The 13,798-nt window shown below is 65.2% G+C and carries 14 protein-coding genes; 12 read left to right on the top strand and 2 right to left on the bottom strand.

Annotated elements, in window-relative coordinates:
* Positions 1-4 precede the first annotated feature (4 nt).
* Both NFG58_RS12285 and NFG58_RS12280 read right to left on the bottom strand, forming a co-directional pair.
* On the bottom strand, positions 5-955 hold the full coding sequence (locus NFG58_RS12285) for a diguanylate cyclase (protein WP_045994177.1): 951 nt from the start codon (positions 953-955) through the stop codon (positions 5-7).
* Positions 952-1,815: a hypothetical protein gene (locus NFG58_RS12280; RefSeq protein WP_045994178.1), complete on the bottom strand. Its 864-nt coding sequence runs from the start codon at positions 1,813-1,815 to the stop codon at positions 952-954. Before NFG58_RS12280 ends, NFG58_RS12285 begins: the two co-directional genes overlap by 4 nt.
* 176 nt (positions 1,816-1,991) lie before the next feature.
* On the opposite strand from NFG58_RS12280, the gene NFG58_RS12275 reads away from it, so the two are divergent.
* The 12 genes from NFG58_RS12275 (at position 1,992) to lipA (ending at position 13,702) form a co-directional block, all read left to right on the top strand.
* Positions 1,992-3,230 carry a glutamate-5-semialdehyde dehydrogenase gene (locus tag NFG58_RS12275; protein ID WP_083970559.1) on the top strand — a complete coding sequence of 413 codons (1,239 nt, stop codon included), beginning with the start codon at positions 1,992-1,994 and terminating at the stop codon, positions 3,228-3,230.
* Positions 3,231-3,277: 47 nt separating this feature from the next.
* Complete coding sequence (gene nadD / locus NFG58_RS12270; protein WP_108448871.1) at positions 3,278-3,907, top strand: nicotinate-nucleotide adenylyltransferase; 630 nt, start codon at positions 3,278-3,280, stop codon at positions 3,905-3,907.
* 117 nt (positions 3,908-4,024) lie between these two features.
* Positions 4,025-4,387, top strand: coding sequence for a ribosome silencing factor (rsfS, locus tag NFG58_RS12265; protein WP_108132840.1), 363 nt, complete (start codon positions 4,025-4,027; stop codon positions 4,385-4,387).
* Complete coding sequence (gene rlmH, locus NFG58_RS12260) at positions 4,384-4,851, top strand: 23S rRNA (pseudouridine(1915)-N(3))-methyltransferase RlmH (protein ID WP_108132839.1); 468 nt, start codon at positions 4,384-4,386, stop codon at positions 4,849-4,851. Before rsfS ends, rlmH begins: the two co-directional genes overlap by 4 nt.
* A 33-nt stretch (positions 4,852-4,884) precedes the next feature.
* Positions 4,885-6,771 carry a penicillin-binding protein 2 gene (gene mrdA, locus NFG58_RS12255; protein ID WP_108448861.1) on the top strand — a complete coding sequence of 629 codons (1,887 nt, stop codon included), beginning with the start codon at positions 4,885-4,887 and terminating at the stop codon, positions 6,769-6,771.
* On the top strand, positions 6,771-7,928 hold the full coding sequence (gene rodA / locus NFG58_RS12250; RefSeq protein ID WP_108132837.1) for a rod shape-determining protein RodA: 1,158 nt from the start codon (positions 6,771-6,773) through the stop codon (positions 7,926-7,928). Before mrdA ends, rodA begins: the two co-directional genes overlap by 1 nt.
* A gap of 130 nt (positions 7,929-8,058) precedes the next feature.
* Positions 8,059-9,111, top strand: a complete 1,053-nt coding sequence (mltB, locus tag NFG58_RS12245; RefSeq protein WP_222569835.1) for a lytic murein transglycosylase B — start codon at positions 8,059-8,061, stop codon at positions 9,109-9,111.
* The gene (locus NFG58_RS12240) at positions 9,078-10,148 is read left to right on the top strand and encodes a septal ring lytic transglycosylase RlpA family protein (protein WP_348826588.1); all 1,071 of its coding nucleotides are present in this window, start codon (positions 9,078-9,080) and stop codon (positions 10,146-10,148) included. Before mltB ends, NFG58_RS12240 begins: the two co-directional genes overlap by 34 nt.
* Positions 10,149-10,289: 141 nt before the next feature.
* Positions 10,290-11,510, top strand: coding sequence for a D-alanyl-D-alanine carboxypeptidase family protein (locus NFG58_RS12235; RefSeq protein WP_253551978.1), 1,221 nt, complete (start codon positions 10,290-10,292; stop codon positions 11,508-11,510).
* 143 nt (positions 11,511-11,653) lie between these two features.
* Positions 11,654-11,962: a DUF493 domain-containing protein gene (locus NFG58_RS12230; protein ID WP_045992676.1), complete on the top strand. Its 309-nt coding sequence runs from the start codon at positions 11,654-11,656 to the stop codon at positions 11,960-11,962.
* Positions 11,962-12,633, top strand: coding sequence for a lipoyl(octanoyl) transferase LipB (gene lipB, locus NFG58_RS12225; RefSeq protein ID WP_348826587.1), 672 nt, complete (start codon positions 11,962-11,964; stop codon positions 12,631-12,633). The genes NFG58_RS12230 and lipB overlap by 1 nt, the downstream gene beginning before the upstream one ends.
* A 67-nt stretch (positions 12,634-12,700) precedes the next feature.
* Positions 12,701-13,702 carry a lipoyl synthase gene (gene lipA / locus NFG58_RS12220; protein ID WP_045992674.1) on the top strand — a complete coding sequence of 334 codons (1,002 nt, stop codon included), beginning with the start codon at positions 12,701-12,703 and terminating at the stop codon, positions 13,700-13,702.
* The last annotated feature ends 96 nt before the right edge of the window (positions 13,703-13,798 follow it).

Raw genomic sequence — 13,798 nt, 5'->3', positions numbered from 1 at the left:
GTGGTCAGGAGCGACCGGGTGGGAGGGGAGTGACGGCCAGTGCCTCGCTGCGGCGAGCCAGTCGCTGCTCGAAATGCTGCCAGGGTTCCTTGGCGTTCAGGGCGCAGAGCCGTGAGCGTAAGGTCAAGGGGCCGATGTCCGACAGGCGAACCTCGGACAGCGCCTGTTCCAGTCGCTTGATCACCAGCATGGCACCGCTTTCGGTGGTGTTGGGCAGTACCAGCCAGAAGGTGTCATGGGATTCTCGTCCCAGAATATCGTGGTCACGGCAGTGAAGGCGTACCGCCTGGCACAGTTGGTCGAGTTGCGTTAGCTGAGTGCGAGAGCCGTACTGCTCACTGGCGATTTCCAGTTGTGGCAGGTGCAGGATCACCACCGCCAGCCGCTGGTCCAGATGCTGGGCGCGCTCGAACTCCCCGTTCAGGCGCTCGTGCAGGGTGGCGCGATTGATCGCATCGCAGTCGACGTCGCTGGGGTCGGTGGCCCGGTTCAGGTCGCGCTGACGCAGGTATTCCCAGCCGGCCAGGGAGGTGACCGCAAGGAAGGTCAGCAGAAACTTGATTTGATCGAGGCTTGGCGAAGACTGGCCGACCACCATGAGCCAGATAGGCATGACGGCCAGCGCCAGCACCAGAGCAGGGCCGAAGGGCAGTACCAGCAGGATCAGGGTGATAGGTACGCTGATCCAGAAGGCGTCGAACGATGCCTGCAGCACCGTCTGGTCATAAAGGGCGAGGCAGCCGCACAGCAGCAGCAGATAGTTCGAGACGCGCGAGGCTCTTCTGGTATCGAAGACCGTGATCACGGCCATCAGGCAACTCAGGGACGCCGGCAGCAGGATGCTCTCGTATTGCCCCAGCAGATAGTGCCACAGGGCCAGTGACGCCAACAGCAAGGTCCCCATGACATCGGCACAGACACGCCAGGAACGGACCCACTGGGGTGGCTCGATCATGCGTCGTCCTCCACCACCTGGGTGACAGGGCACTGCTTGTCCAGGGCCGCCAGCACCATGGGCAGGTTGTCCAGATTGGCAATCGATACGGTGCGTACCGTGATCGGCACGGCGATGTCTTCCAGCAGTTCCTGGCGTCGTTGCCTGGCCTGCACGGCGTCTCGACTGGTCAGCATCACGGCGACGGTACGTCCGTTGAGACGATAGGCGTTCTCGAACCGCTTGATGCGTGTGCAGATGTCCTGGGCGACCCGCCACAGAGAACGTCCATGGATCTGGATCACCACCAGTTCGGCGTGGACGCCGTCACGGGTGGCGCGGCTGTTTTCCCGAGCCAGGTCGCGTTCCAGCTGGCTGGCCGACCACAGCGGCAGTCCGGGCGCCAGACGGGCTCTCCTGCGCATCAGGCGTTGCGAATGTCCGCCCGGCAGCGCACGTCCGATCGCAAGAAAGCACAGGCACAGCAAGAGCGCGCCAGCCAGGCCCCAATGGTGAAGGCTCATCTGGGTGATCAGGCTCCACCAGCTTATCCCGGCAAGGCTGGCGTTGAGTATCAGCATCCACTGGGGTTGGGGCAGGATCAACAGGAAAGGCCAGGCCCACAGCCAGGCACCGTTGGCGTCGGGCGAGAGTATCACCAGGGCGGCAAGCAGCACGCTGGCCACCACCAGCCAGGCGCGGTAGGCATGGCGGCGGTGGCTGAACTCGATGACGATGCCGGTGATCCCGAGCCATAGCGCGGCCAGACCAAGCAGCGTGGTGTCCAGCGCCCGCGCCGAGGTCGCCGCGCAAAGGGCCAGCAGTGCGGCCGCGGCGAACAGGTTCAGCTTGAACAGGCCGACTTTGTACTTGTTCCGCATGCTGTCTTAATATGATCCTTTCTGTGGTTCACGATCCGCATCACGTCCGCGTTGTCATCCCGGTGCAAGCTTTCTTTCTTTGCCCGGAGACCTCGTTCTACCAGGAGACTCGTTTCACCGTGTCCGACTCATCCGCCAATGCCACCGCCGAGTGCGTCGCCGATATCGACGCCTACATGACCGCCATGGGCCAGGCGGCCCGTGTTGCTGCCACCGATATGCGTCGCCTGCCACCCGCGCGCAAGAACCAGGCGCTCAAGGCGATGGCTCAGGCGCTGGACGCGTCTCGTCAAGAGATCCTGTCGGCCAATCGGCAGGATCTGGCGCGCGGTCGCGACAAGGGGCTCGACGAGGCTCTGCTTGATCGCCTAGCCCTGGATGACGGCCGCATCGACGCCATGATCGAGGGCCTGACCCAGGTCGCTGCCTTGCCCGACCCCGTCGGTGAGATCGATGGCCTGAGCACTCGGCCCAGCGGCATCCAGGTCGGCATGATGCGCGTGCCCCTGGGTGTCATCGGTATCATCTACGAATCTCGCCCCAACGTCACCATGGAAGCCGCCAGCCTGTGCCTGAAATCGGGCAATGCCTGCATTCTGCGCGGGGGCTCTGAGGCCAGCGCGTCCAACCAGGCGCTGGCCCGCTGCATTGCCTCTGGGCTGGCCGAAGCCGGACTGCCCCAGGGCGCTGTGCAACTGGTGGCGACCACCGACCGTGCCGCCGTGGGTCGCTTGATCAGCATGGACGAATTTGTCGATGTGATCATTCCCCGTGGTGGCAAATCGTTGATCGAGCGTATTTCGCGTGAGGCCAGGGTGCCGGTGATCAAGCATCTGGACGGCATCTGTCACGTCTATGTGGACGCCGCCGCCGACCTGGACAAGGCCCGTGCCATCGCGGTCAACGCCAAGACCCATCGCTACGGCGTGTGCAACGCCATGGAAACGCTGTTGGTGAATGCACAGGTAGCGCAGGCCCTGCTGCCGACCCTGGCCGCTGACTACGCGGAAAAGGGCGTCGAGGTGAGGGGGTGTGCCCGCGCCCGGGCGATCGTCGATCACTGGCTCACGGCGAGTGACGAGGACTGGGCCACCGAGTACCTTGCGCCGGTGCTGTCGGTCAGGGTAGTCGATGACATCGACGAGGCCATGGCGCATATCGAGCGCTACAGCTCGCGTCACACCGAGTCCATCGTCACCGAGAACTACAGCCTGGCACGCCGCTTTCTGGCAGAGGTCGACTCGAGTTCGGTCATGGTCAACGCCTCGACCCGGTTTGCCGATGGCTTCGAATACGGGCTCGGTGCGGAGATCGGCATCTCCACCGACCGACTGCATGCCCGGGGGCCGGTGGGGCTCGAAGGGCTGACCACGCGCAAGTATGTGGTCTTCGGCGATGGCCAGATTCGACAGTGAGTGGCGCCGTTCGCTTTGACGTCGAGGGCCGTCCTGCGCACATCGGCATGCTTGGCGGCACCTTCGATCCCGTCCATCTAGGCCACCTGCGCACCGCGCTTGAGCTTCGCGCTGCGCTGTCGCTCGATGGCGTGCACATGATCCCCGCGGCTCAGCCTCCGTTGCGCGATCGGCCCCAGGTCACCGCTGAAAAACGGCTCGAGCTGTTGCGCCTGGGGATCGGCGATACCCCGGGGCTGGCGGCGGACCCCTGCGAGCTGGAACGGGAGGGCCCGTCGTTCAGCGTGCAGACGCTCGAGTCCCTGCGTGAGCGCTACGGCCACGAGGCGCGCATCGTCATGGCCCTTGGTCACGACGCCTTTCTCAAGCTGGCGAACTGGCACAACCCGGAAAGGATCTTCGCGCTTGCCCATCTGGTGGTGGTCGAACGCCCCGATCACGAAGCGCCCTTGCCCGAAGCGCTTCAGGCGCTGATCGAGGGGCGTGAGGTCGAGCATGGCGATGCCCTGATGGCCAAGCCCCAGGGCCGACTGCTGCGCCTGTCGCTGCCGTCGCGGATGGCGATCTCGGCCACCTTCGTTAGGCATAGCCTGATGCAGGGAAAGAGCGTGCGCTACCTGCTGCCCCCGGCAGTGGAAGAGCGTATCCAGGCGCAACGCCTGTACCGCGCGGTCTGAGCGCGGCAGCCAGGGCAAGGCGGTCCGAGAAATTCGATCAGGCGCTGGATTGGCGCTGCCACTCGGCTTCCCAACAGGTACAATGGGAGGTCGATGACTACCCAGTGATGAGGGGCTATGCAGATTGAAGCATTGAAGGCGCTCGTGATCGAGTCGCTTGACGATATCAAGGCCAAGGACGTCGAGGTGCTCGACGTGTCTCGGCTGACCAGTGTGACCGATTGGATGGTGGTGGCGAGCGGGACCTCGACACGACATGTGTCGGCGCTGGCCAACAGCGTCATTACCAACGCCAAGGACAATGGCGTTCAGCCGTTGGGCGTCGAGGGTGAAAACGGGTCGGACTGGGTGCTGGTCGATCTCGGCGGCGTGGTGGTCCACGTGATGATGCCGGACACCCGTGCGCTGTACGACCTGGAGCGACTGTGGTCGGACCTTCCCAGCGATGCACCGGCATCAGAGGAAGAGGCCAAGGCATGAAGGTCCGCCTGTTGGCGGTGGGAACACGCATGCCAGGCTGGGTGACCGACGGTGTCGAAGAGTACCGCAAGCGTCTGCCGCGGGATTTTCGCCTGGAGGTCGAAGAGATCGCCCCGGGCCATCGCGGCAAGAACGCGGATACCGCGCGCGCCGTGGCCCAGGAAGCCGAGCGCATCGAGGCACGCCTCAAGGGCGATGAGCATCTGGTGGCGCTGGAGGTGCTCGGCAAGCCCTGGACCACCGAGCGGCTGGCCGATGAGGCCGATCAGTGGCGTCATGCCGGGCGTGATGTGGTGCTGCTGGTGGGCGGCCCGGATGGCCTGGCCCCGACGCTGTCGGCCCGCGCCCACCAGCGCTGGTCGCTGTCACCCTTGACCCTTCCCCATCCACTGGTGCGGCTGGTGCTGGCCGAGCAGCTCTACCGTGCCTGGACCCTGATGGTGGGACACCCCTACCACCGATGATGGCTCCTGCGTCAGACAAGGATTGCCTCTCGCATGCGTAAGCGTCGCGAAACCCTCAAGAACCCCGAGAACGCGCTGCGCATCTTTCGTGTGCGTGCGACGCTTGCCGGGGTGGTCGTGGTACTGCTGTCCGGCCTGCTGGTGGGGCGGTTGTGCTATCTGCAGATCGTCCAGCACGAGGTCTACAGCACCCGATCCGAGAAGAACCGGGTGAGGGTGGAGCCGCTGCCCCCGACCCGCGGGCTGATCTACGACCGCAACGGCCAATTGCTGGCCGAAAATCGTCCCACCTACAACCTGACCCTGGTGCGTGAGCGGGTCGATGATCTCGATGCCACCCTGGAGCTGCTGGTCGAGCTGCTGGATCTGCCGGACGAAGAGGTGGACGCCTTCAAGGTGCGTTCACGCCAGCGTCAGCGTCCCTACCAGCCGGCGCTGTTGATGAGTGATCTGACCGAGTCGCAGATCGCCAGGCTTGCGGTCAATCGCCACCGCTTGCCGGGAGTGGAGGTGCAGGCCCAGCTGCTGCGCTTCTATCCCGACGCCGAGATCATGTCTCATGCGCTTGGCTACGTGGGCAGGATCAACGCCGAAGAGCTCGAGAGCCTGGATCCGGGCAACTACGCCGGTACCCACTTTATCGGCAAGACCGGGGTGGAACGCTTCTACGAGGATCAGTTGCACGGTCGTGCGGGGCTGAGAAAGGTCGAGACCAACGCCCGGGGGCGGGTGCTGCGTGAGCTGGGGCACACCGACCCCGAGCCGGGTCAGGACCTGACCCTGACCCTGGACATGGACATGCAGCAGCTCGCTGTGGATCTGCTCGATGGCAGGCGTGGCGCCATCGTCGCCATCGCGCCCCAGACCGGCGAAATTCTGGCGATGGCCTCGGTGCCTGGGTTCGACACCAACCAGTTTGTCACCGGCATCGACGTCAAGTCCTACCGCGGGCTGCAGAGCGATATCGATCTGCCGCTGTTCGACCGGGCGACCCGGGGCAGCTATCCGGCGGGGTCTACGATCAAGCCGTTCATGGCTATGGCCGGGTTGATCGAAGGGGCCGTTACCCCGGACGAGGTCATCTACGACCCGGGCTACTATCAGCTGCCCAATGACGACCGGCGCTACCGCAACTGGCTGCGCTGGGGGCATGGGCGGGTGAATCTCGAGCGCGCCCTGGCGGTGTCCAACAACACCTATTTCTATTCATTGGCCCACGAGCTCGGCATCGATCGTATCGACGAGAACCTGGGGGCCTTTGGCTTCGGCACCCGGGTCGCTGCCGACGTGGCTGGGCAGGGGGATGGTCTGCTGCCATCCAGAGACTGGAAGAAGGCACGCTTCAATCAGCCCTGGTATCCCGGCGAGACGCTGTCGGTGGGTATCGGCCAGGGGTATCTGCAGATCACGCCGCTGCAGTTGGCGGCCGCGACCGCCGTGCTCGCCAATCGCGGCCACTGGGTGCGCCCGCGGCTGGCCAAGCGCATCGGCGACCAGCCGGTGCCGGTGGATCTGCCCGACACGCCGCCAGATATCGAGGCCCCCGAGAACTACTGGACCCGGGTCTTCAACGGCATGGAAAAGGTGCTGTCCGGGCGCGAGGGCACGGCACGGCGCACCGGGGCAGGCCTTCAGTATCGCATGGCCGGCAAGTCGGGTACCGCCCAGGTGTTCTCGCTGGGGCAGAACCAGAAGTACAACGCCGCCGAACTGCGGGAGCGTCTGCGCGACCATGCGCTGTTCATGGCCTTTGCGCCGGTGGAGGACCCTCAAATCGCCATTTCGGTCATCGTCGAGAACGCCGGTGGCGGGTCGACCCACGCCGCGGGGCTGGCTCGGGCCATGGCCGATGCCTGGATTCTCGACCACAACGCCGGTCGTCCGCGCACCGACGAGACCGCCGCCGAGGAGGAAGACTGATGGCCATCGATTTTGTGCGCTCGTTGCGCGGCCACCCGGTGCGTCCCCCGGCCAGCGGTATCGCTCGACGCACCTCGTTCTGGCAGCGGATGCACGTCGATCCCTGGTTGCTCGGCATGCTGCTGGTGCTGATGTGCAGTGGCCTGGCGGTGCTCTACAGCGCCAGTGGCGAGAACGTTCACGTGGTCACCGCCCAGGCGATTCGCTTCGGCGTGGCCTGGGCGGTCATGCTGGTGCTGGCGCAGTTTTCGCCGGCGACGCTGATGCGCTGGGCGTTGCCGGCCTACCTGGCCGGCCTGGTGATGCTGGTGGCGGTGGAGATCCTCGGCGACGTCGGCATGGGCGCTCAGCGCTGGCTGGTGATTCCCGGCGTGGTGCGCTTTCAGCCCTCCGAGATGATGAAGATCGCCATGCCGATGATGGTGGCGGCCTGGCTCAGTCGCCACGAGCTGCCACCCAATTGGCGCGCGCTGGCCGGTTGCGCGCTGCTGATCGCTCTGCCGGTGGGCCTGATCGCGCGCCAGCCGGACCTTGGCACCTCGCTGCTGGTGGCGGCAGCGGCGGTCTTCGTGATCCTGCTGGCGGGGCTGTCCTGGCGCTTTATCGGTGTCATGGTGGCGCTGGCGGGGGCAGCGCTGCCGCTGTTGTGGATGAACATGCACAACTATCAGCGCCAGCGCGTGCTGACCTTTCTCGATCCCGAAAGCGACCCGCTGGGCGCCGGCTGGAACATTATCCAGTCGACCACCGCCATCGGCAGCGGGGGCGTCTGGGGCAAGGGCTGGCTCGAGGGCACCCAGTCGCAGCTCGAGTTCCTGCCGGAGCGGCACACCGACTTTATCGTGGCCGTGCTGGGCGAGGAATTCGGGCTGGTCGGCATGCTGGCCTTCCTGCTGCTTTACCTGCTGATCGTCGCACGTGGACTGTGGCTGGCGGGCGCCGCCCAGGATACCTTCGGCAGATTGCTGGGAGGCGGCATCATGCTGACCTTCTTTATCTACGTCTTCGTCAATATCGGCATGGTCAGCGGCATTCTGCCGGTGGTCGGCGTACCGCTGCCCCTGGTGAGCTACGGGGGGACGTCCAGCGTGACCTTGATGGCCGGTTTCGGTATTCTCATGGCGGTCAATGCACATCGCCGGTTGCTGCCACGCTAGGGGCTGGCGACCAGGCTAACGGGAGCCCGGAGAGAGGCGGCGACAGTGGCCACGGTGGGGCCGGCGAGCGAAGCGCTTGCCGGCTTTGCAGGGGCGGCGGCGCCTGCGGGTTCCCCAAGGGAGAAGATCGATGACAGTACCCCTGGTCCAGGGAAGGAAAGGCCTCGGCGCGGCGTTGTGTGGGCTTCTGGCCTCGCTGTCGCTGGCGGCCCAGGCGCAGGATTTCGCCTCGCCGGAGGTCGACGCGATGATGGATCGGCTCGAGCGCCAGGGCGTCTCGCGCCAGTGGCTGGAGCGCGCCATGGCCAGGGCAGAGTTCCAGCCGTCGGTGCTCGAGGCCATGAGCGGTGCCGCCGAGCATCACCTGACCTGGGAGCGCTATCGTGGCATCTTCCTCGGTGAAGAGCGCATCAACGAGGGCGCGGCCTTTATCGAGGCCCATCGTGACGCCTTCGATCGCGCTGAAGCGCGTTATGGTGTGCCGCCGGAGGTGATCGCCGCGATTATCGGCGTCGAGACCCGCTACGGGCGTATCACCGGTGATCATCGGGTGCTCGATTCGCTGTCCACGCTGGCCTTTCATCATCCCCGGCGCGGTGAGTTCTTCGAGGGGGAGCTCGAGGCCTTTCTCGACATTGCCTACCAGCAGAACGTCGATCCCGGAGCCTTGAAGGGCTCCTACGCCGGTGCCATGGGCTATCCCCAGTTCATTCCCACCAGCTATCAGGCCTACGCGGTCGACTTCAACGACGACGGCCAGCGCAACCTGTGGACCGATCCGGTGGATGCCATCGGCAGCGTCGCCAACTATTTCGCCGAGCACCGCTGGCAGGCGGGTGGCACCCTGTACTGGGAGGCCGAAGGCCCCAGCTCGGTGCCGTCCTCGATTCGCTTCAACCGCACCGATCCGCCCTATGCCCGCGTTGCCGAACTGGAAGCCCAGGGCATCCAGCCGGTGGAGCCGCTGCCGGGGGATGCCAAGGTGGTGCCGCTGGCTTTGGACATGGAAGACGGCAGCACCCACTACCGCCTGGGTGGGGGCAACTTCTACGTGATCACCCGCTATAACCATAGCCACCTCTACGCCATGGCGGTCACGGAACTGTCGGAGGCCATCGCCGAGGTGCGCTCGCTGGGAAAGCCCCAGTGGTGGCATGCCCTGGACACGGAGGTGAGTTCATGACCCTGCGAGCGCCCTTGTTGCCGACCCTGTCGCTGCTGGTGGCCCTGACCGGTTGTGCCGGCGGTGGCGGGACCGCCCCGGAGACCACTCAGCAGGCGGCCGCGACGCCTCAGGATTCGCGGGCGACGGCGGGTGGGCGCTATGCCATGAGCGGCGACGCCTATCCCGAGACGCCGCCGGACGTCAGTCAGGTGCCGGACGCGGTGCCGCGCGACGAGCCACGCTCACGCGCCGGCAACCGCTCGACCTATGAGGTGTGGGGCAAGACCTACCATGTGCTGGATGACCCGAGCGGTTATCAGCGCGAGGGTACCGCTTCCTGGTACGGTCAGAAGTTCCACGGCTACGCGACCTCCAACGGCGAGATCTATGACATGTACAAGATGACGGCGGCGCACAAGTCGCTGCCGTTGCCGACCTTCGCCCGGGTGACCAACCTGGACAACGGGCGGTCGGTGATCGTGCGAGTCAACGATCGCGGCCCCTTCCACGACGACCGCGAGATCGATCTGTCCTACGCAGCGGCCGCGCGGCTCGATATTCTCGACCATGGCACGGGCCGGGTGCGGGTCAGCGTGATCGATCCCGATCAGTGGCAGGCCAGTCGCGGCGCGGGTGCGTCGAGCGACTCGGTCAGCGGGGGTGTGCGCGCCGCGCCAGTCAGCGCTGCGGCCAGTACTGGGACCAGAACTACGGCCAGTACCACAGCCAGTACTACAGCCCGTACTGCAGCCAATGCGGCGCCCAGCGCGCCGTCCGCCGCGTCGCCGGCAGCAGGCCAGAGCGCCCCGCAGGCGCCCGCGGCCGGGACTCCCGGCATCTATATTCAAGTGGCAGCCCTGGGGTCGGCGGACAGCGCCCGAGACCTCAAGGCGGATCTGGAGACGCGGTTGAATCAGCAGGTGCGTGTGGCCAGCGCCGCCGGTCTGCACAAGGTGCAGGTCGGGCCGCTGGCGAGCCGCGGGCAGGCGGAGCCGGTCCGCGAACGCTTGCGCCAGGCGGGATTCGCGCAGACCTTTGTCGTCGATGCTCGCTAGGTGTCGACGAAGTGCAGCCGACGCCTCGCTGATCGTCCCGGCCGGTCGATGCCGGCGGTTCCAGTGAGGCCGGCTGTTGGAAGCATTGTGCGGTGGCCCTGATCACCGCTTTCCCTGATTGTTGTAACGAGACATTTCACCATGATCGCTAAGTCATCCTTTACTCGCCGCTGGTTGCCCGTGGCCTTTGTATGTGCGGCCCTGGTGGCGCCCCTGACGAGTGCTCAGCAGCCCGACTCGCCGACACCGGACGTGCCAGAGCCCCAGGTCATGATCCCGGCACCGCCTCAGCTGGCGGCCAAGTCGTGGATCCTGATCGACGCCAACAGCGGACGAGTCCTGGCCGAGCACAATTCTGACCAGCGCCTGCCGCCGGCCAGCCTGACCAAGCTGATGACGGCGTACCTGGTCGAACGTGAACTTGATCGGGGCAACATCCAGCCCGACGACATGGTGCCGATCAGCGAGAAGGCCTGGCGTACCGGCGGCTCGAAGATGTTTGTCGAGGTCGGTACTCGTGTCTCCGTCGAGGAACTGCTCCACGGTATCGTCATCGTCTCCGGCAATGACGCCAGCGTCGCCATGTCTGAGTATCTGGCCGGCGGCGAGGCCCCCTTTGCCGACCTGATGAACCAGCACGCCACCCAGCTGGGCATGGAGAACACCCACTACGAGAACGCCACCGGGCTGCCGTCGGAGAATCACTACTCCTCGGCTCGGGATCTGATGCGTCTGGCCAGGCACATCATTCTGGACTACCCGGAACACTACGCCATCTACAGCCAGAAGCACTTCACCTACAACGGCATCGAACAGGCCAACCGCAACCGTCTGTTGTGGCGCGACCCCAGCGTCGACGGCCTCAAGACCGGCTGGACCGAAGAGGCCGGCTACTGCCTGGTGTCCTCGGGCCAGCGTGATGACATGCGCTTGATCTCGGTGGTGATGGGGACCAGCTCCGAAGAAGCCCGCGCCCAGGAAACCCAGAAGCTTCTGAGCTATGGCTTCCGCTACTACGAGACACTGAAGCTTTATGACCGTGGCGCCGTACTCAATACGCCGCGGGTGTGGGAAGGCAGCACCAACGAGCTCAAGGTGGGCGTCGACAATGGCGTCTACATGACCGTGCCGCGCAACCGAAATGACGAGCTCACCGCGCGCCTGGACATCGACAGTGGCTTGACCGCGCCCATCGCCGCCGGCCAGCGGGTCGGCACCATGGAGGTGCGCCTCGGGGACGAGGTGGTCGGCGAGCGTGACCTGGTGGCGCTGGAAGCGGTAGAGCAGGGTGGGCTGTTCAAGCGCATGATCGACAAGGTCCAGCGCTTCTTCAGCGACCTGGTCGGCGGCTGGTTCGACTGATCGTCCCTGTGGTGCGGCCCTGGCGTCAATGCGCGCCCTGTGGTCGCCTGACGCCGGCCGTGGTGAGCCGCCTCGGCCGGCGTCCTTGGTCGTGATGCCAAGGTTGAGTAGAATACTCGGGTATCCATTGTAAGGGGCATCGGATGAACGACAGGACCTTTCGCGATCTGCGCACCCAGGCAGGGCCGGATCCGGCGGATGTCACCATCACCTTTCCCTGCGACTATCCGATCAAGGTGGTCGGAGATGCTGCCGAGGACTTCGCCGCCACCGTCAGCCAGATCGTGCATCGCCATGATCCGACCTTCGAGGGCAGCAGTCTCGAGGTGGTCGACAGTCGCAATGGGCGTTTCCAGTCGGTGCGGTTGACGATGCGCGCCACCGGTGAAGCCCAGCTCAAGGCGTTGTTCGACGAACTCAAGGCCACAGGCCGCGTGCACATGGTGGTGTGATGGAGGCGATCGACGTCTATCATCTGGGGCTCAAGCCCTATCGGCCAGTGTGGCAGGCGATGCGCGAACTGACCGACACCCGAGATGGCGATACGCCTGACCAGATCTGGGTGGTCCAGCACCCGCCGGTGTTCACCCAGGGCCAGGCAGGCAAGCCCGAGCACCTGTTGATGCCGGGCGAGATTCCGGTGGTGGAGACCGATCGCGGCGGGCAGGTGACCTACCACGGCCCGGGTCAGCTTGTGCTGTACCCGCTGATCGATGTCAAGCGTGCCAGACTGGGGGTCCGAGACCTCGTCAGTGCGCTGGAAGACAGCGTGGTCGATGCCCTGGGCGAGCATGGCATCGAGGCAAGCGCCCGGCCTGACGCGCCTGGCGTGTACGTCGGTGAACGCAAGATTGCCTCGTTGGGGTTGAGGATTCGACGGGGTGCCAGTTTTCATGGCATCGCGGTCAATCTCGAGGTCGATCTCACGCCATTTTCGTTTATCAACCCATGTGGCTACGCTGGACTCGAGATGACCCGGCTGGCCGATCTGGTCTCTTCGAGGCTGGACATGGAAGCCGAAGCGCGTCGGCTATTGCGCACGCTGGCGACGCGACTGGGACAACGCGAACTGATCCAGCGCCCCGGCTTGCCGGGAGTGCTCGACGCCCACAATTTTGACTGATCGCACAGGGCACGCCGAAGGCCGTCACAGCAACGTGTCTCCCGAGCGATCCTCACAGGACAGTGAAATGACAGACAGTTCCGCCATCCAGGCGGCGGCCGCCGCCGCCAAGGCCAAGAAGAACGCCCGCAGCGAAAGGGGAGTGAAGCTTCGCGGCGCCGACAAGGTGGCGCGGATCCCGGTCAAGGTGATCCCCACGGAGGAGATTCCGCGCAAGCCGGACTGGCTCAGGGTACGCATGCCGGTGTCCAAGGAAGTCACCCGTATCAAGGAGACCCTGCGACGTCATGGCCTGCACACCGTCTGCGAGGAAGCCTCATGCCCCAACCTGGGCGAGTGCTTCAACGGCGGTACCGCCACCTTCATGATCATGGGCGATATCTGTACCCGCCGCTGCCCGTTCTGTGATGTGGCTCACGGGCGTCCCAACGCCCTGAACGAGCGCGAGCCGCGCGAACTGGCCGAGGCCATCGCCGAGATGCGCCTGAACTATGTGGTGGTGACCTCCGTCGACCGTGACGATCTGCGTGACGGCGGTGCCCAGCACTTCGTCGACTGCATCCGCGAGATTCGTCGTGATAGCCCGAGCATCGAGATCGAGGTACTGGTGCCGGACTTTCGTGGTCGCATGGAGGTGGCGCTGGACATCCTCGAGACCACGCCGCCCGACGTCTTCAACCACAACCTGGAGACGGTGCCGAGTCTGTATCGCAAGGTGCGGCCGGGGGCCGACTATCAGTGGTCGCTGGACCTGCTCAAGGGCTACAAGGCCCGCCGTCCCGAAGTGATGACCAAGTCTGGCTTGATGCTGGGTGTCGGCGAGACCGACGAGCAGGTCATCGAGGTGATGCGCGACCTGCGTGCCCACGACGTGGACATGCTGACCCTGGGGCAGTACATGCAGCCGTCTCGCAATCACCTGCCGGTGGATCGCTGGGTGCCGCCGTCCACGTTCGACTGGTTCGCCGAGCAGGGGCGCGCCATGGGCTTCACCCACGTGGCTTCCGGCCCGTTGGTGCGCTCGTCCTACCATGCCGATCAGCAGGCACACGGTATCGAAGTGAAGTAGAGCGAAAGCGGTATTTCAGCTACCCACAACGCCCGGCATTGCCGGGCGTTGTGTTTTTGAGCGTACCCGCTCTACAGTGAATCTCCTACACGATGT

The organism is Halomonas sp. RT37 (assembly GCF_040070525.1).
Taxonomy (GTDB): domain Bacteria; phylum Pseudomonadota; class Gammaproteobacteria; order Pseudomonadales; family Halomonadaceae; genus Halomonas; species Halomonas litopenaei.
Note: the sequence above shows the minus strand (reverse complement) of the source record. Positions and strands in the feature narration are given on the sequence as shown.